The sequence below is a fragment of the Candidatus Tisiphia endosymbiont of Ditula angustiorana genome (assembly GCF_964026425.1).
Lineage (GTDB): Bacteria > Pseudomonadota > Alphaproteobacteria > Rickettsiales > Rickettsiaceae > Tisiphia.
On sequence record NZ_OZ032143.1, the window covers coordinates 1,720,868 to 1,738,564 of the forward strand.

At 33.8% G+C, this 17,697-nt stretch carries 16 protein-coding genes; 6 read left to right on the plus strand and 10 right to left on the minus strand.

Going from position 1 to position 17,697, the window contains the following annotated elements; translation table 11 throughout:
* Window positions 1-191 precede the first annotated feature (191 nt).
* Window positions 192-1,049: a hypothetical protein gene (locus tag AAGD29_RS08325; protein WP_341757782.1), complete on the minus strand. Its 858-nt coding sequence runs from the start codon at window positions 1,047-1,049 to the stop codon at window positions 192-194.
* Between the two features lie 344 nt (window positions 1,050-1,393).
* The gene (locus tag AAGD29_RS08330; protein WP_341757783.1) at window positions 1,394-2,353 is read right to left on the minus strand and encodes an IS110 family transposase; all 960 of its coding nucleotides are present in this window, start codon (window positions 2,351-2,353) and stop codon (window positions 1,394-1,396) included.
* A 501-nt stretch (window positions 2,354-2,854) separates the two neighbouring features.
* Here AAGD29_RS08330 and AAGD29_RS08335 point away from each other — a divergent pair.
* Window positions 2,855-3,790, plus strand: a complete 936-nt coding sequence (locus tag AAGD29_RS08335; protein ID WP_341757706.1) for an IS110 family transposase — start codon at window positions 2,855-2,857, stop codon at window positions 3,788-3,790.
* Between the two features lie 145 nt (window positions 3,791-3,935).
* Here AAGD29_RS08335 and AAGD29_RS08340 read toward each other — a convergent pair whose 3' ends face one another.
* Window positions 3,936-5,624: a peptidylprolyl isomerase gene (locus tag AAGD29_RS08340; protein ID WP_341757784.1), complete on the minus strand. Its 1,689-nt coding sequence runs from the start codon at window positions 5,622-5,624 to the stop codon at window positions 3,936-3,938.
* A 76-nt stretch (window positions 5,625-5,700) separates the two neighbouring features.
* Between AAGD29_RS08340 and AAGD29_RS08345 the strand changes: the two genes are divergently transcribed.
* The 3 genes from AAGD29_RS08345 (at window position 5,701) to kdsA (ending at window position 7,802) form a co-directional block, all read left to right on the plus strand.
* Window positions 5,701-6,441 carry a triose-phosphate isomerase family protein gene (locus AAGD29_RS08345; protein WP_341757785.1) on the plus strand — a complete coding sequence of 247 codons (741 nt, stop codon included), beginning with the start codon at window positions 5,701-5,703 and terminating at the stop codon, window positions 6,439-6,441.
* Window positions 6,438-6,743: a preprotein translocase subunit SecG gene (secG, locus tag AAGD29_RS08350; RefSeq protein WP_341757786.1), complete on the plus strand. Its 306-nt coding sequence runs from the start codon at window positions 6,438-6,440 to the stop codon at window positions 6,741-6,743. The genes AAGD29_RS08345 and secG overlap by 4 nt, the downstream gene beginning before the upstream one ends.
* 225 nt (window positions 6,744-6,968) lie before the next feature.
* The gene (gene kdsA, locus AAGD29_RS08355) at window positions 6,969-7,802 is read left to right on the plus strand and encodes a 3-deoxy-8-phosphooctulonate synthase (protein ID WP_341758781.1); all 834 of its coding nucleotides are present in this window, start codon (window positions 6,969-6,971) and stop codon (window positions 7,800-7,802) included.
* 338 nt (window positions 7,803-8,140) lie between these two features.
* Here kdsA and AAGD29_RS08360 read toward each other — a convergent pair whose 3' ends face one another.
* Window positions 8,141-8,950: a class I SAM-dependent methyltransferase gene (locus AAGD29_RS08360; protein WP_341757787.1), complete on the minus strand. Its 810-nt coding sequence runs from the start codon at window positions 8,948-8,950 to the stop codon at window positions 8,141-8,143.
* A gap of 243 nt (window positions 8,951-9,193) precedes the next feature.
* Here AAGD29_RS08360 and ffh point away from each other — a divergent pair, with 243 nt between their 5' ends.
* Complete coding sequence (gene ffh / locus AAGD29_RS08365) at window positions 9,194-10,546, plus strand: signal recognition particle protein (RefSeq protein WP_341757788.1); 1,353 nt, start codon at window positions 9,194-9,196, stop codon at window positions 10,544-10,546.
* A gap of 315 nt (window positions 10,547-10,861) precedes the next feature.
* Entirely contained in the window at window positions 10,862-11,926 is a 1,065-nt protein-coding gene (locus AAGD29_RS08370) for a hypothetical protein (protein ID WP_341757789.1), read from the plus strand.
* 5 nt (window positions 11,927-11,931) lie between these two features.
* Here AAGD29_RS08370 and AAGD29_RS08375 read toward each other — a convergent pair whose 3' ends face one another.
* The 6 genes from AAGD29_RS08375 to AAGD29_RS08400 form a co-directional block, all read right to left on the minus strand.
* Entirely contained in the window at window positions 11,932-12,687 is a 756-nt protein-coding gene (locus AAGD29_RS08375) for a hypothetical protein (RefSeq protein WP_341757790.1), read from the minus strand.
* A gap of 17 nt (window positions 12,688-12,704) precedes the next feature.
* Window positions 12,705-13,256, minus strand: a complete 552-nt coding sequence (locus tag AAGD29_RS08380; protein ID WP_341757791.1) for a hypothetical protein — start codon at window positions 13,254-13,256, stop codon at window positions 12,705-12,707.
* Window positions 13,257-13,695: 439 nt separating this feature from the next.
* Window positions 13,696-14,052, minus strand: coding sequence for a 50S ribosomal protein L20 (gene rplT, locus AAGD29_RS08385; RefSeq protein ID WP_341757792.1), 357 nt, complete (start codon window positions 14,050-14,052; stop codon window positions 13,696-13,698).
* Between the two features lie 27 nt (window positions 14,053-14,079).
* The gene (rpmI, locus tag AAGD29_RS08390; protein WP_341747956.1) at window positions 14,080-14,283 is read right to left on the minus strand and encodes a 50S ribosomal protein L35; all 204 of its coding nucleotides are present in this window, start codon (window positions 14,281-14,283) and stop codon (window positions 14,080-14,082) included.
* Window positions 14,284-14,736: 453 nt separating this feature from the next.
* On the minus strand, window positions 14,737-15,540 hold the full coding sequence (locus tag AAGD29_RS08395; RefSeq protein ID WP_341757793.1) for a DsbA family protein: 804 nt from the start codon (window positions 15,538-15,540) through the stop codon (window positions 14,737-14,739).
* A 416-nt stretch (window positions 15,541-15,956) separates the two neighbouring features.
* Window positions 15,957-17,408 (minus strand): IS4 family transposase, encoded by a 1,452-nt coding sequence (locus AAGD29_RS08400; RefSeq protein WP_341757292.1) that lies wholly within the window; start codon window positions 17,406-17,408, stop codon window positions 15,957-15,959.
* Between the last annotated feature and the right edge of the window lie 289 nt (window positions 17,409-17,697).

Consider the following 17,697-nt stretch of genomic DNA (forward strand, 5'->3'; position numbering starts at 1 on the left):
ATTAAAATGGCTGCTGATCGTCTATTAGAGAGGAGTCGCTGAAAGCGGCGACGCGGCAATCTAGGATACGCGAAGCGTATTAGAAAAAACAGCTTCGCCGTTTACCTAGATCGCCACGGCATCTAAAGATGCCTCGCGATGACGATTATAGAAAAATGTAGGGTACTATGGGTACTTATATCGAACTGAGCTTAATTATGATGATATAAATCACCTAAAAGGGTCTCATCAGATACATCATGCACTGCTTCACTATAATATTTACTATATGGAGGTGGTGCTGAAGCTGGTATTGATGGTGCAGGTCTACGAGCTTTCGGAAGAGGGTTCATTGTATGGGATGTAGTCGTAATATCTGAAGGTAGTTGCGGGCATAAATGATCAAGTGGTTGTACACTAGGTGGTGCTGAAGGTGGTATTGGAGGGTTGTTATTAGTAACATACGTATTACAGTTACTTGATCCTTCAAGAGGAGTTGATAGGGATAGTTCTGGAGTACTTGGTTCACGCTCATATTCAGCCTGACGTGCCTCTAGTATTGTCTCATATTCTCCCCGTTTAACTTCTAAATATTCATCCAAATTTTCAAAAAAAGTATTTTCCAATATTCTACTTATCCATGGTGTAGACTCCTTAATTATATAGCTCAACCCAGCAATCTTCAGTGCTTCCTTAAAATTATGTTGGTCAATACATTTAAGTAACTTTCTAGCTTGAATTATTTCGTCTATTTGGTCACTGCGTTCTTCAAAATTTCTGCAATCATCTATATCATACCTTAGTAAGGTAGATTTTTTTATATATAGACCCTTTAAACTAACTTTTAATTCCCGACTGGCTAATTTTAGTTCCTGACTAGTTATTAATTTACTTTCCGTATTTTTTACAAAATTACAACATTTTTCCAAATCAGCAGCCTTCAATATCTCATGAACACTACTATCAGTAGCAAATAACTTTTTAGCTCGTTCTATTTTATCAATTTCATTCTTAAGTAATGTTACTGTATTAGAAAGCCTTTCTTCTAGTAGCGTACGATGTTTTGACATAATAAACACATATTAAGATTATATTAATATGACATAATATAATCTTAATATATATTAATATGCAAGATTTAGTAACAATATAGTTAAAATTAGTTATTTAAATTGTCTTATTTATATCATGATAACATACAATAACCTCAAGTATTGATGTAAGACATCGGTTTAATAGCCTAGGGTGTTCCTGCACCTTCGGATGTCATCAACTATGATTTTTAAAAAATTAAAAAAAAGTTTAAAATAAAAAACCAAATTGGTTTAGAGAAATAACAAAAAATCTCTAGCTTAACATTCACAGTAAACCACGACTTGATAAAAATTTAAATAAATATAGGTTTAAATTTTTATCAAGTCTTTGCCGATTTTAAATAATAATCTCTAACCCTTGCATTAGCAATGACAATAATTTTACGCATTAAAGCAGTAATGGCAACTATAGGCTTTTTACCTCTAGCAATTAGCTCTCTATAATATTCACCTAACTTGCTCTTTGATTTAGCTGCTGCCATTGCTGCAGTAAATAATTTGGTTCGTACATTTTGTCTACCACCACTAACTGAACGATACCCTTTATATTGTCCACTATCCTTAGGATGTGGGGCTACTCCGACTAAACTAGCTATTTGCCTCCGATCAACCTTACCAATCTCTGGTAAAAATGCTAATAAAACTTTACTAACAACCTTACCAATACCGGTTACTGTCTCCAATACCTCAAGCTGTTCTACAGTCTTTTCATCGGTTGTTAACTCGGCTATCTCTTCTTCTAATTTCTTTATAGCTTTGGATAAACATAACAATAAATCTTCTATACTATCTTTTATCATATCATTATTAGGTCCTGCCATCCTATTTTTCTCTTGAGTCTGCAATTTTACTAAATCATCACGACGAGATAAAAATATTTTTAGCTTGCTCATCTTTTGATCAGGTTTTTGTTGTAAAGATAATTCCTTATGCCTTTCTTGTCCATATTTTACTAAAGCTTGAGCATCTACAGAATCAGTTTTAGCACGAGTACCAAGTGATCTTATAAAGTACTTTACTTTTTGGGCATGTGCTCTATGAACAGCACATTTTTTGCTTAATAAAAAATTTACTAATTCAGTTTCATATCCACCTGTAGTCTCTAATACTATTAGGGAGTCAGTCAAAAAACTTTTATATTGCTTAAAAAATTCCTTAAATCCAATAGTGTTATTAGAAAAAGTCATAATTTTATTATTATTAGATATTGCTACTGCAAAAGTTGATTTTGCTATATCAATACCAATAAAATTGTTATATAATTTATCCGTTGGGGTCATAAAATCCTCGACATATTTACGATTGTAAGCGGGCGTTTCAGCCCAATGAACTATTTAAACGTTCGAGCTTATTAAGTAAGTGGTCTCTTGATGACAATGTTTGTATAAACTCACCCCTGACGAGTGCCACTTACTTTTTTCATTATATCATAGTTTTATCTTACAACCCCTGCCGCCATTATGCCATCCCTACTTGCCATTATGTATCCCTGATTCTCTTTATGTCATTCCCGCGTAGGCGGGAATCTAGAATGTCTAAAGCACCCTTCCTGTTTATTTCTTTAGATTGTATCTTGAATATTAGCTCAATATGGAGTTAATATGGTCGGAAGGAGTGACGCCGTTTAATTTAGATTGGTCTTTAAAGACCGAGGGAATCTTGGTGCACTCCTTCCTTGAATCGCAAAGTATAATACGAACGGTAGGATGATCCTTTAGAGATCGAATTTACAATCATGTATCAAAACTTTGCAAAACAACCACTAATTATAGGTAAAGCAAATGACTGAAAAAAGCAAGATATTTATGGGAATAGATGTTTCAAAAAATACGCTTGATATATCTATGAACAATATTCATTGTAAGATTAAAAATACAGATAAAGCTATTTCTGATTTTATAAAATCAGAAATAGCTTCTCGAAATATTGTGCTTACTGTTTTGGAATCTACTGGCGGTTATGAACGTTTGGTTATGAGGATGTTGCAACAAGCCGGGCTTGCTGTGCATAGAGCTCATCCTAATAGAGTTCACGCTTTTGCTAAGGTCTGTAACCATTTTGCTAAAACTGATAAATTGGATGCGTTATTACTTGAGAAATATGCAGCTTTTATTGCTAATGATGAGAAAGGAGACCAAATAATTTCTGTTATACAAGAAGAATTACAATCTCTAAGGAGCATAGAACGTAATATAGAAGAAGATATACATGCTAATCAATGCAGAACAAAAGTTGCATCCGAGAAGGCTAAGAAATATCTCGAAAAAATGATAAAGTGTGGCAAAAAACAGCTTGAGGAAATTAGAAAAGATATAAAGGCTGCTATAAAGGAAGATAAGAGTTTAAAGGCAAAAAATGATTTACTCATAAGCTATAAAGGTATAGGTGAAAAAACAGCTAGTGTTTTGCTAATAGAACTGCCAGAGCTTGGTGTGCTGAGCAATAAGGAAATTGCAAGCTTAGTTGGACTCGCCCCAAAAACAAGCCAAAGCGGTCAAAAAACTAATGGGGCTCATATTAGAGGGGGCAGGTTTTTTGTTCGAAAAAGCTTGTATATGGCTGCTTTAGTAGCGATGCGTCATAATGACAAAATGAAGGCATTATATGAACGTATGACTAATGCTGGTAAAAAAGCAAAGGTCGCTTTAGTAACCGTTATGCGTAAAATAATTATTTGTTTAAATTCTATGGTAAAAAATAATAAAATTTATGAATAATAATCTACTTTTTTTCTTGACTAGCAAGACGGTAGATTCCTGACCGAAGCGGGAATGACATCATGGCAGTAACATCACCCCTAATGGCGATGATTACTTGAGCCTACTATTAATTTATTACATCAAACTGAGATTACAATATAAATCACATACTCTTTTGTTTCATTTTATTTTTCTTGATGGCATAGCTAATCAGCTCATCAATAACATTGTTTCTTATGGCTACTGCAATATCTACTTCATTTTTTTTCTGAATTTCTTGCCTTTTCGTCTTATCAATTCTTTTTGATTTTACATAAGCAAAATACGCCTTATCTTTTGACTGAAAAACTGGAGTATTGGAATCAATGTTAGCATTAAAAATTGCTGATAGTAATTCTGCTGGTAATTGCTGATTATTATGAATTTCATACCTAGAAAAAGTTGCAGCTTGGTTGGTAGTAATGTCTAGAGGTTTTTTACTTTTACCAGGTTTATATTCTTTAGCAAGACTCTCTATGTTTCCTAAATTTATCTTTCTAATATATTGCTTATACCATAGTTCGTATACTTGATCTCTGACTGCCGAGAATTCTTGTAATTTACTTGGCTGAATAGATTTAATCTCAACCAATATAAAAGCTCCTTTATCAGTTAGCTCCATTGGATATGATAATTCTCCTTCTGCAAGATCAAAAATACTGTCAGCATTTTGACCAAGATCAATATACAATTCGCCTTTCAAGTGTTGGCGTTGTGGCACGATGGGACTTCGCGTAGGAACAACGGTTTGACTACGTTTTGTTTGCTCGCCACTCGCAGGCTTAGCCAAATCTTGAAATTCATCTTGTATATTATTAGTTAAATCCTTATAACTTACAGAATCTAAATTCTGTATTGGTAATTCATATTTTCCAGCAATTTCTGTTAAACTTGAACCAGCTGCCACATCATCTTCTAGATTTTTTGCTAACAGTAGCTTCAGCTCTTCTATTTTTTGTTGTTGCAATAATTCATTAACCTGTTTTCGTACCTCGCTAAATTTTTTATTAGCAAATTCTTCTTGGTTATCCTGATAAAACTTCAATAATTCTTCATCGCTATTATGAATTTGCTTACCTAACACTTCACTTGATATTTTTACATAAGACAAGCTACGTTTTTCTGGTATTTCAAATAACTCTTGGTTTTCTTTGTATAGTTCTTCTAACTCGACCGGAGTTGCATAAGTCATAAACGCACCTTTAGGCTGAGCTTTTAGGTCAATTTGTACAAGGTCGACCTCTCTTGTTTCGGCCATATAGTCTACGATATTTTTGACCATTATTTTTGGTGTTTGAAATGATTCTATAAAAATACTAATTAGACTATTCTTTAAGGTATGTTCTTTAACGTCAGATACATAGTCCTCCTCATTAATATAAGAATTTTTTAAGAAACCTTTAAAGAGCGCTACGTCAAATAGACCTTGCTCATTCTTAAAATTAGCAGATTCTTTTATAAACTGAATCACAGTATCATCAGTTAGATCTAGATTATAATAGTGTACTAAATAGTTCATGATGCGATTATTGATAAGTTTTTTAATAATAAAATTATCAATATTCAACTGCTTTATATCTTCTTCACTAAGATGTGTTCCAGTTTGTTTTTGAATAACACGAATTTGTTCAGCTTTTGCTTTTAGAAAATCTTCTTCGCTAATAGTTTTTGTATCAGAAAATGTAATCAAATCAAAATTATTGGTAGTCTGTAATACATCTTTAATTCCCCATCCAACAAATGCAAAGGCAATCATTCCAAGTAAAACACGCATTACAAAACTATCAGCAGCGTTTCTAATATTATTTAACATAAATATAAATTTTTCTCTTCAAGTTTTTGTAGTATACTAAAATAGTTCTGTACACTAATATCTGCAAGCGATTTTTATGAAAAAACTTATTATTGCTAACTGGAAAATGCATATAAATTTAGATGATGCATTTAAATTTTGTGCTAGGCTGACAGAGCAGCAACATAACAACAAATTTATTATAGCTCCTCCTGCTCCCTATCTTGCTTATTTATCTGATAAATTCAAATCTATAGAGTTTTGTGGACAAAATGTCAGTCAATTTGAAGGACAAGGAAGTTATACGGGAGAATATTCAAGCCTATTACTGAAACTAAGTGGTATTAATTACGCTATTGTTGGTCATAGTGAACGTAGAAGTTTCTTTCAAGAATCCAATGAATTAATCAGACAAAAAGCAGAGAATTGCTTGAACGCCAAGATCAGCCCTATTATTTGTATCGGAGAAGACCTAGCTACACGAAAAAATAATAATTATAAAAAATTTTTATTAAAACAATTAGTGGAATCCCTGCCAAATGATACAATAGGGGAGGGGATAGATGTAATAATAGCCTATGAGCCGATTTGGACTATAGGAACAGGGATTATTCCTAACCAAGAAGAATTAACAGAGATATTTGATGTCCTCAATTATTTTCTTCAGCAAAGCCAAGTTGCAAATAATGTTAGCTTAGTGTATGGTGGATCTGTAAATTTAGGTAATATAGAAAAAATATTGAGTATACAGAATATTGATGGGGTTATGATTGGCAAATCTTCACTTGATTATCAAATTTTAGTTCAAATATTAAATTATAGGTTTTTTAGAAAATGATGAATATATTACTTTTTGTTCATATTGTAATAGCAATATTGCTAATTATCGTAATTCTGATGCAAAAGACTGGCAATGATGGGTTAAGTGGTATGAGTGGTGGTAGTGGTAATATGGGTGTTGTAACAGGCAGAACTGTAGCTAATTTCTTGACTAAAACCACGGTAGTGCTTGCCACCTTGTTTATAATTAATGCTATTATTCTTGCCAATCTGTCTTCTAGGAAAAATCTTGGGATAATTAAAAAAATTGAGCAAGTTGACGATAAGCAAGAAGAGTCTAGCTTGCCCATTGCCAAGTAAAATTTAAGGACGATGTATGCATTCTAGGTGATGCACACAAGATTCTTCAACGTCATTGCGAGGAGCTACTTATAGTAGCGACGAAGCAATCCAAAAAGTGACTAGAAATGGATTGCTTCGTCGACCTACGGTCTTCCTCGCAATGACGGTTAGGTATCCACATGAGGATTCGAGGACGAAAACAACGAGCGATAAACCCATTAAAGAGAGATGTTTACAGAACCTATGCAAAGAATAATTGATTTACATAATATCAAAATTGGTAATACCTTACCATTTGTGTTTATTGCTGGACCTTGCCAAATAGAAAGTCTAGATCATGCATTATTTATGGCTGACAAGCTTGTGACCCTTACTGCTAAGCTTAACATACCCTTTATCTATAAATCGTCATTCGATAAAGCCAATAGAACTTCAATAAATGGTATCCGGGGTAGCGGTCTTGAGAAAGGGCTGGAAATTTTGTCTAAAGTAAAAACAGCCTTTAACTGCCCTATTCTTACTGACGTTCATATAGAGGATCAGTGTGCTAAAGTTGCTGAAATTGTTGATATAATCCAAATCCCTGCCTTCTTATGTAGACAAACAGATTTGCTGCATGCTGCAGCTAGGACTAATAAGGTTGTTAATGTTAAAAAAGGCCAGTTTCTTGCCCCTTGGGATATGAAGAATGTGTATGCTAAGCTTGAAGCGTTTGGTGCAGAAAATATCATGCTTACCGAACGAGGTGCATGTTTTGGTTACAACACATTAGTATCGGATATGCGTAGTTTGCCAATTATGGCAGAAACTAAGACTCCTGTAATTTTTGATGCAACCCATTCAGTTCAGCAACCAGGTGGCATAGGCAACAGTAGTGGTGGCGAAAGAAAATATGTTGAAATACTAGCAAGGGCAGCTGTTAGCGTCGGAGTAGCAGGTGTTTTTATGGAAGTTCACCAAGACCCAGATAATGCCCCAAGTGACGGACCTTGTATGATCAAGCTGGATGATTTAGAACCTATATTGGTTAGGTTAAAGAGCTATGATGAGCTAACTAAAGCAATATTTAAGATATAATATAACCTCAAGTATTGATGTAAGACATCGGTTTAATAGCCTAGGGTGTTCCTGCACCTTCGTATGTCACCCCTGTCTGTCATTATGTCATCCCAGCTCCTTCGTATGTCACCCCTGCGTAGGCAGGGGTCTAAAAAGTAGCATAGAAGGTATGTTATGTAGTTTTAGATCCCAGCTTTCGCTGGGATGACATAATGGTGGCAGGGGTGATGTCACCCCTGCGAAAGCAGGGGTCTAAAAAAGTTTAACAAATCCTCTTGGTTTATTTTTCTAGATCCCGCACCGAAGCAGGGGTAACATAAAACCCTACAATGTTACTCCTGCCTCCGAATTCGCGTTTATTGGAGTTTTCTCCCCCAAGATTGAAATACCCCACCTGCACTTTGTATAACCGTCTTATCTTGAATAATCTGATCCATGTCTTTTAGCATCTTTTCTATTTCTAAATTATCGATCAACTTATGCTTAATAAAATGTTCTTTTTCTTCTAAAAGAGATAATTTTAATAATAGTTTTTCTTCAGCCCCATTAAAAACTGGTTGATGAAAATCAAATTTTACATCTGTTAATTGAAGGCTGCATAAAGTATTAAATAGCTTTATACCATAAGAATAATCTACACTAAGTCTTTTTGCAATTTTATGTAATAATTCTTTATATTGTTCTATTGAACGAGCATATGGATAATTAAATATGGCTTTATAATCATGCTCTTCACATGCAATAGTTCCACCTAGCTTTAATAAACTTAACATGTTATTTAAGGCTTTTTGGGGATGTGTTAGATGTATGAGTACAAACCTACAATATACGAGATCATATTGCTCATTACCCTGATAATTTTGTATATCTGCAACTTGGTATTCAACAATATCGATGTTTTTACTACTTAACTTACTTTTAGTAAGCTCTATCTGTTTTTGGCTTATATCTAGGCATAATAGTTTGCCATCTTGTCCAATTTTCTGATATATTATATCAATAGTCTCACCAGATCCACAACCAATAATCGCTACTTTCATACTAGGGCGAAGTTCTAACCTGTCTAATAGAATATTAGTATATTTACCATATATTTTATTCAAAATACTGAGTCTATAATCCGTTTCATCGCCAGTTGCCAAAATATAGCTATTCTCTTTTACCATTGATTTATTTATATTTTATATATCTATTTAGTAATTATATTGCTGATTTGGTTAATTGATAGCAAGAAAAAATAACATAGAAAATTGAAATAATAAATTTTTGGTTGTAACAATATCACTAGTTCTTAATAAAAGCTGAAAGTTTTATTTCACAAATTAATTGCTCTTTTTTTTGCTAATATGCTTAGTGATTATTAGTAAGTATGCTACAATGCGGTGAATTCAAGTAATTTATTACATTTTATGTTTCAAACATTAACTCAAAATCTAACGAAAATTTTTGATCGTATCAAAAGAAGTGGTACTTTATCGGAAGCCCAAATAAACGATACTATGCGTGATATTAGGATTGCCCTTCTTGAAGCAGATGTTGTACTGCCAGTAGTTAAGGATTTTATTGCTGTAGTAGCATTAAAAGCTACGGGGCAGGAAGTCATAAAATCAGTAGCCCCAGGGCAAATGATAGTAAAGATTGTCCATAATGAGTTAATCAATATATTATCCTCGTCTCTAGATGAAAGTAGTTTACAGCTTAAATCTGAACCACCGGTAAATATTTTAATGGTTGGTCTGCAAGGCAGTGGAAAAACTACAGCAAGTGCCAAATTAGCACTTAGGCTAAAAAATCAAAATAAAAAAGTACTTTTAGTCTCTCTTGATATTTATAGACCAGCTGCTCAGGAACAATTAACTATCCTTGGTAAATCTATAGGGGTAGATTGTTTAACTATTGTTCCCAACCATACTCCTATAGATATTGCGAAAAGAGCTTTACACGAGTCGAAATTATCTGCCTATGACGTCGTTATTTATGATACAGCAGGTAGGTTGCAAATCGATGATGAGATGATGAAAGAAGCATCAAATATAAAAAATTTAATAGACCCAAAAGAGATAATTTTGGTGGTTGATGCAATGACGGGGCAAGATTCAGTACTTATAGCTAGCAATTTTGATCAAAAATTAGGGATTACCGGTGTAATTTTATCCCGTATTGATGGCGATGCCAAAGGTGGGGCGGCTCTAAGCATTAAACATGTTACCAAGAAACCTATTAAGTTCTTAAGCACTGGCGAGAAATTGACAAATCTAGAATTATTTGACCCAGAACGCATAGCTTCAAGAATATTAGACATGGGAGATATCATCTCCTTCGTTGAAAAAGCAGCAAGTATAATAGACCATCAAGAGGCAGAAAGAGCGGCTGCTAGACTTAAAAAAGGTAAATTTGATTTGGAAGATTATCTAACGCAAATGAGGAGTATAAAGAAACTAGGTGGATTCAGTAGTATGATGAGTATGTTGCCTGGTATTAATAAAATTATCGATAAGGTCGATCAATCGAAATTAAGTGGCAAATTAATAGACCACCAAGAAGCAATAATTTTATCTATGACCAAAAAAGAACGAAAAAACCCAGATTTGCTAAATGCCTCACGTCGAAAACGTATCGCTGAAGGATCTGGAACATCAGTACAAAAAGTGAATAGTCTATTGAAACAATTTAAACAAATAAGTGGTTTCATGAAAAAGGCAAGCAATATGAATCCCAAAAGCCTAATGCGTAGTGGTATAGGCAACTTATTTAAATTATGATAACCTGAATTACCTCAATTCGATATAAGAATTGTTAATTCTTATATCGAATTGGCTTGTTATAAGGAAAAATGCATTCTTGAAGCAGTTCTATGAATGCATTTTAATCTTTACCGCTAATAATCTTATTTTTATATTGTATAAAAATAAGATTATTAGCAAATTAATATTTAACAATCAGGTGAAGAACCCCTTCAAACATGATTGTTTCTATATGTATCCCGCAAGTTCGATGTAACTTGTTACATCGAATTCAGGTTGAATTTGACAGATGATCCCTGCTAAGGTAGCGGGATCATATTAACCGGAGATTAAATGCTTAGTAAGGTATATAACGATCTTATTTTACAGATTAAAGCCAATAAATATGATTTTTTAAGGTTTGATCTGATTAAGCAAGATGCAATAAAGGATCTCGCAGCTCAGCTTGCTTTAAAATATGATATTGTGGTAGTTATAGGCTTTGGTGCGTCTTCTTTAAATGTTAGAGCATTATTAAGTATAAAGGCAGTAGCTACTAAAAGGCTAATATATCTTGATAGTTTAGATCAGTTGGAAATTGATGAGAAACTGGCATTAGTTGATTTAAGTAAAGCAGTCTTTTTCTCATTGAGTAAGTCTGGGAACACAAATGAAACCTATTTATTAACTAAGTATGTTTTAGAAGTTTTACATGTTCCCCCTCAAAATGTTTATGTAATAGTACCGTTTAATAATAATTTGTTACGTAATTTAGCAGAGTCTTTTGGTACAAATTGTCTGGAACATGATAACATTCGTAGTGGAAGATTTGGCGTAATTTCTAATGCATCTCTGCTCCCAACCGCAATTGCAGGAGTTGATGTACATAAAGTCGTACTAGCTGCTTCAAAAAAAATATCAGATATTATTCTTGATGGATTTAATATTTGTGAGATAGCGGAGTATTACCTTAATCAATATTCTTTAAATAGACATATATTAGTTATGTTTAATTATTGTTATCAATTAGATGGTCTATGTAGATGGCAACAACAGATTATAGCTGAATCACTTGGTAAGAATGGTTTTGGTATAACCCCTATAATAGCAAAAGGAACATTTGATCAACACAGTCAATTGCAGCTTTATTTAGAAGGTCCGGATGATAAATTTTATCAAGTTATTACTAACAAAGCAAACTCAGATATTGCAATAGCTCTAGCTGCTCATGCTAATAATATATATAATGCATTAGGTCAAGTCAAACGACCAGTGATGCTAGAGAATTTTGTACATATCGATGAACAGGTAATTGTAGATCAAATTATTCACGTAATGTTGAGTACTATACTAATTGCAAATCACCTAAAAATCGATCCATTCAACCAGCCATCTGTGGATGAATATAAAAAGGTATAACAGACCTATTTCGCATCAGGAAGATCTGCAAGTGCTGAATTAAACAATATAGAAAGATTTTTCTTATCCACTTTGTCATTATCAGAAAAACTAGCAATAGTGGTGTCAATCATATCATTAGACAGTCCTACCGAGTGTGTCCATAGTACCCTACCAGTTGGTACGTCAAGAATAGCTAATCTAACTCGCGAAACTTCTGATGGGTCTGATAAATTGACTCTACCAGTTATACATCCCTTCAAAATCTCTGTACAAAAATCCCTAGTTACTGCACCAGATGTTTTACTCTCCGCATAGAAATTTATTACAACTAGTAAATCAGCTCCAGCTTTCCCACCAAGATCAACTGCAGAAGGAATCTTTTCATCAATAGAATATGCCGCATCCTCTTTCCAAGCTCCACTAGCATAGAGTATATTTAGAGTCTCATCAAAATTATCCTTAATATCAACGACATATTTTGACAGTTTGTTAGTACCAATTTCTGTTCTAGAGAAAAGTTTAATATTATACCCTTTGTCCTGCATTTTGGTTATGAATGTATCTACAATATTTTCTTCAAGGCGATCCTCATAACTATAAACTCTCGTTTTTTTGTTAAAAGCATCAATTTGATTTACTTCAACTTTTGGTGGTAAAAGTAAAGCAACTTTGGACTTAGTTAGCGATTGCGAATAATCAGGTGCAGATCTAACAAAAGTCGTTTTAGTACAAGCCGATGTAGAAAAAAACAGTAAAATTATAAAGAAAATTCTGACCATATAACTATGTATTTTTATTAATTTTTATATGTAGCTGGAATGAGTCTAGTTCTCTTCTCAGAAAGAATAACTAGAACATCTTGCCCCTCATTTATCACAGGATTGGTTTTATCTTCTCTAGCCTGCACAATGGTGATAATACCTGTCGCACGTACAGCTGCTATAGCATTTCTTAAAAGTCTGCTACCTTCGTAATAATCGTCTTTCAAATTCGATCTATTAACCTGTACGATATATTCTGTACCTTTTGATGCTCCCAAAGCAGATTGCATTATTGCACCAGTAACACCACCAACAATAGCACCACCAACAATTATAGCTGCGTTATTAGTTCCGCTAGCAGCGACCGCACCCCCAGCGATAGCACCAGTTAGACCACCAATTGCATTATCACCAAGTCTTTCATCCTCCGTGATTTTTATATCTCTTTTGGCAAGAAGCCTTCCTTCCAATACAATATTTAATGTTGAATCACTAGTATATGTATTTGCCGCAAGATTTCGACCGCAACTAGAAAGAGTAGAAGCAATTATAAGAATCAAAAAAGTATATAAAAGTTTTTTAATCATAAAATTATTATTTTTATATTGTTAATAAAATTTAAGAATGAATTAAAAGTAAGATTATACTAAATTACAATAGATACATGCAATAAATTACTATCGCCAGTTGCCAATTGAACTGAATAATTTTTGAGGAATTTTTAGGCAAAATGTAGATGAATACCGCAAGCAGTACGCAGATGTATGTGAGAAATGGAAGCAATTTTTGACGACAAAATTACCACAAAGAACCTGTTCTCAACACTCTCATTCATTTTGATGGCAAAACTACTCCTAAGTTGCAAGCAACAATAGGTCTCTTACAGGATACTCTTCTCTAGGGAATTTGCAAGAGGGACGAAACCTTAACCCGCAAGCAGTATAACAAATATACGTGAGGATTCTAGTCTAATCCCAACGGCCAAATTACCATCAGCAGTAGAATGATCCAAGATATCTAATAAGTCTATTGCAGATGAGTCTTTACCTGCACCACTATATCTGCAAAACCTTGTGGGTTGTTGACTGCCAATTCAGCTAGCACCTTGCGATCGATATCTATGGCAGCTTTTTTCAGTCCACCCATAAACTGTGAATATACTAAATCATGCTCGCGTACTGCTGCATTGATTCTTTGTATCCAAAGCCCTCTAAAATCACGCTTACGATTTCTACGATCTCTATAAGCATATTGTAGAGCTTTTTCAACTTTTTCAATTGCTACCCTAAAGCAACTATTTGATCTTCCCCTATAACCTTTAGCAAGTTTGAGAATTTTTTTATGACGATTTTTTGAAACTTTTCCTGATTTTACTCGTGACATATCTCACCTATTTCCTTATTTAAATTATTAAATTCCATATGGAAGAAAGAATTTTTTCAAGTTCTTTGCATCTTGATCGCAGAGAATTGTTGTCCCTCTAAGGTTACGAAGCTGAGATTTTGTACGACGTCGCATGAAGTGCTTCTTTCCAGCTTGAGTGGCACAGACTTTGCCAGTAGCAGTAAGCTTAAAGCGCTTTTTTACCGCTGATTTTGTTTTTAATTTAGGCATTATAATTCCTTTATTTGGTATTTTAAGATCAGTCTAGCAAAAACTAGGCATACCAAAGCCACGTTGCTAATAGACGTAAGTATAATATTTTTAAGTATTATTGCAAGTCAATTTTGCAAATATTTTGGCTAGGATCATTTATATATGTTAATGTTATCTTAACCTCAACTATCGATGTAATAAATTAATAGTAGGCTCAAGTAATCATCGCCATTAGGGGTGATGTCACCCCTGCCTTTCCTTTTATGCCACCCCTACTCGCCATTATGTCATCCCAGCGAAAGCTGGGATATAGAAAATGACCAAGATAGGTTGTGTTAAGTTATTTTAGACCCCTGCCTACGCAGGGGTAACATCGTAAGATCGTATTAGATTCCGCACACCGAGGCGGGAATGACAGCTCTGTGTAGTAACTACAACTGTAGTACTACGCAGGAACGGATGACACCTAAACTACTTATTTTGACTTCGTATATCAGCAACTATCGTCTGCAATTGGTCTAGATCTACCATTCCTGCTATTAATTTACCATTAATAATATAAGCAGGTACTCCCTGTATTTTTAAACCCTTTGCTAACTTAACATTTTTGTCGATGAGATTTTTTATTTCATCTTTATTGATTTCTTCCGCAATTACTTCAGGATTTAGATTATTTACTAGTAACAATTTTTCTACAGATTCTTTGGTAATAGATTTTAAGACCATTAAACCATCATGAATATCTTGAAACTTATTTGGAGTGGTTTTATAAACAGCTAAAGCAATAGTTGCAGCATAATTAGATGCATCGCCAAGAATCGGGAATGGTTTTAAAACGACTTTAACCCCCGTATCTAATTTGATTAACTGGTTAATAAAGTTATGGCCTTTTTTACAATAACTACAATTATAATCATAAAAAGCAGCGATGACTACATCTCCATTCGGGTTACCAAGTACAGGAGATGTAAGAGAATCCTCTATTTCAGATTTATTATCTTTTATATATTCGCTAGTTTTTATTTCCATTTCTTGCATTTTACGTTGCTGAAGACCTTCTATTGCCTGAATGATTATTTCAGGATTATTTAACAAATATTCTTTTATAATTTTCTCGGTTTTTTCCACTTCTTCTTTTCTGTCTAACACTTGCTGATCAAGAGTGTTAATCGAAACCGTAGTAGAAGCACTAGGAGTCTTCATAGTTTTATAAGCAAATAATGCTAGAAGAACAACAACAATAATCAATAATACTTTACCAACAACATTATGCATAATATTTTTCTATTAAATAGATTAGTTTGTTATAAATGGTTTATTAATCCAAGATAGTACATGGGTGTCAACTTAAGCGGCCTAGATATACTCGATGAAAATCAAGAATTGCGTTGTCGTCTTCAGGGATCTTCGGTACTCACGTACTAAATGTACGCTCCGCTCCTCGACCCTTTGACTCCTAGCACTTCATAATTTTGATCTTCGTCTATCAACTCTTCATTTATGAGTAGTATACCACCCCTGCATTGACGTCAGCCCTGCGTAGGCATTGCTCACGTGGATCGCTAGTATGTCATTCCCGTGTAGGCGGGAATCCATAATATCTAATAGCTTTTGCAGGTTATTTTTTAGATTCCTGCCTACTACTACAGTTGTAGTACTAACGTCAAAACGATGTCATCCCAGCCTTACTATTACCCACAAATATTAGAGTTAGCTAATTGATAACCTTGAACTAGATCAAATAACCGTTGCCATCCTCTCCACAATACAATAGGACCAGGCTCTAGATCATTTTTTCTTGCTAAATACCCACCCAATTTAGCAACCCATATTATAGCATTTTTTATTGTAGGAATTGTATTATTAGGGGGAGCTGCTTTGTGTATCTTTACATACAAAACTCGCCATTCTTCTTCAGCTAATATTACACTACATGGTAGATTAGGATTAGTTCTGCCAATTAAAGTAATAAAAAAAATTCTCCAAGCAATTATGCTCATGATTGTCAAGTATTTTATTAATCTTTCTCCTGTTGCAAGTCTACATTGTTCAACCCTAAATCCAGATTTTAAAATTTTATGAAAAATTTCAATTCTCCATCTTAAACAATACCATCTTACTTTCTCTATAGCTTCTTCAAAATTATTGATAACTATATTGGTTAGTAACATCCATTCTAATGGTGTTGTTCCACTAGGGGGACGACGCTCAATAACATTGATGGCATATACTGGTAAATTTGGCAATGTTTCTGTTTTATGTCTTACATTGTTTACAGGAGGATTCATTATAAATTTTCCAAATCTAACTTCCAAATGTCTAATCCTATTAGCTTTATTTTCTTGACTAGTATCTTTAACTGCTATTTCTCCAGCACACTGGAAACCCGATACTACCTTCCACAAATATTGTCTATCTTTTTTGGAATATTTTGACTTTTTATTTATTTCTCTATCCTGTGCAGCTCTAACTAAAACTTTAGATTTCTGAGCTTGTGCCAATTCAAAAAAATCATATATATCAGCTTCTCTATCACAAACAGTTATAATTTGGGTATTACTATTATTCGTTGCATTAATAGTGTTCTGTAATGCATTAAGCCACTTCATACTTTCTTTATCTTTAATATGTACCGCATTACCATGACTAGTTTTTTTTAACTGTTGTATTTCTTCAGGCACTGCTGGTCTATTGTGAATCTTTTGATCCAACAACCCAAGTGCTAATCCATTGGTAGCAACCGCAAAGGCAGTATGCATTATCAGACCTTTACATTCAATATTTTTAACATTCTTTCCCTCTTTTCTTGATAACACACCCAATCCAGTAGTTTTTTTATGACTAGTATATGTGATATAACTAGTATCTTGTATAACAAGAACTTTATCATGCTCTTTGATTCTTTCTACTGCTTTAGCAATATGGGCTTCTAATATTTTTGATTCCTTAACATTATCGTTTTTAAAAAAACGATATGCTGCTTTTGTTTCTGCCCAATTTCCACATGCTTGATTAATTGAGCTTTCAGGTATATTTGCAAAATTATCAGCTATCTTTATTAACCTATTTGTCAGCCTTTTATCACCCAAAATAGCTCCACTAAATTCCTCGGTCAAATAATTATTTATTATTTCTTGACTCATACTATACCTCTACAATGTAATATTTTAATTGCAAATCAGTATATTATTTTTACTTCTTTTTCACCATTGTTATTTTGTGGGTAATAGTAAGCATCCCAGCGAGGGTTTATGTCATTCCTGCTTCGGTGCGGAATCTAAAAAAATGACCAAGATAGGTTGTGTTAAGTTATTTTAGACCCCTGCCTATGCAGGGGTGACACCGTAAGATCGTATTAGATTCCTCTACCTACGCGGGAATGACAGCTCTGTGTAGTAACTACAACTGTAGTACTACACAGGAATGACATCG

What these genes read in the sequence shown, in the direction of transcription:
- AAGD29_RS08345 (WP_341757785.1), top strand. Translation starts at nt 5,701, where the DNA reads ATGAAAAAACTTATTATTGCTAACTGGAAAATGCATATAAATTTAGAT.
- secG (WP_341757786.1), top strand. Translation starts at nt 6,438, where the DNA reads ATGATGAATATATTACTTTTTGTTCATATTGTAATAGCAATATTGCTA.
- ffh (WP_341757788.1), top strand. Translation starts at nt 9,194, where the DNA reads ATGTTTCAAACATTAACTCAAAATCTAACGAAAATTTTTGATCGTATC.
- rpmI (WP_341747956.1), bottom strand. Translation starts at nt 14,283, where the DNA reads ATGCCTAAATTAAAAACAAAATCAGCGGTAAAAAAGCGCTTTAAGCTT.
- AAGD29_RS08340 (WP_341757784.1), bottom strand. Translation starts at nt 5,624, where the DNA reads ATGTTAAATAATATTAGAAACGCTGCTGATAGTTTTGTAATGCGTGTT.
- AAGD29_RS08370 (WP_341757789.1), top strand. Translation starts at nt 10,862, where the DNA reads ATGCTTAGTAAGGTATATAACGATCTTATTTTACAGATTAAAGCCAAT.
- AAGD29_RS08380 (WP_341757791.1), bottom strand. Translation starts at nt 13,256, where the DNA reads ATGATTAAAAAACTTTTATATACTTTTTTGATTCTTATAATTGCTTCT.
- AAGD29_RS08360 (WP_341757787.1), bottom strand. Translation starts at nt 8,950, where the DNA reads ATGGTAAAAGAGAATAGCTATATTTTGGCAACTGGCGATGAAACGGAT.
- kdsA (WP_341758781.1), top strand. Translation starts at nt 6,969, where the DNA reads ATGCAAAGAATAATTGATTTACATAATATCAAAATTGGTAATACCTTA.
- AAGD29_RS08375 (WP_341757790.1), bottom strand. Translation starts at nt 12,687, where the DNA reads ATGGTCAGAATTTTCTTTATAATTTTACTGTTTTTTTCTACATCGGCT.
- AAGD29_RS08335 (WP_341757706.1), top strand. Translation starts at nt 2,855, where the DNA reads ATGACTGAAAAAAGCAAGATATTTATGGGAATAGATGTTTCAAAAAAT.
- AAGD29_RS08325 (WP_341757782.1), bottom strand. Translation starts at nt 1,049, where the DNA reads ATGTCAAAACATCGTACGCTACTAGAAGAAAGGCTTTCTAATACAGTA.
- AAGD29_RS08330 (WP_341757783.1), bottom strand. Translation starts at nt 2,353, where the DNA reads ATGACCCCAACGGATAAATTATATAACAATTTTATTGGTATTGATATA.
- AAGD29_RS08400 (WP_341757292.1), bottom strand. Translation starts at nt 17,408, where the DNA reads ATGAGTCAAGAAATAATAAATAATTATTTGACCGAGGAATTTAGTGGA.
- rplT (WP_341757792.1), bottom strand. Translation starts at nt 14,052, where the DNA reads ATGTCACGAGTAAAATCAGGAAAAGTTTCAAAAAATCGTCATAAAAAA.
- AAGD29_RS08395 (WP_341757793.1), bottom strand. Translation starts at nt 15,540, where the DNA reads ATGCATAATGTTGTTGGTAAAGTATTATTGATTATTGTTGTTGTTCTT.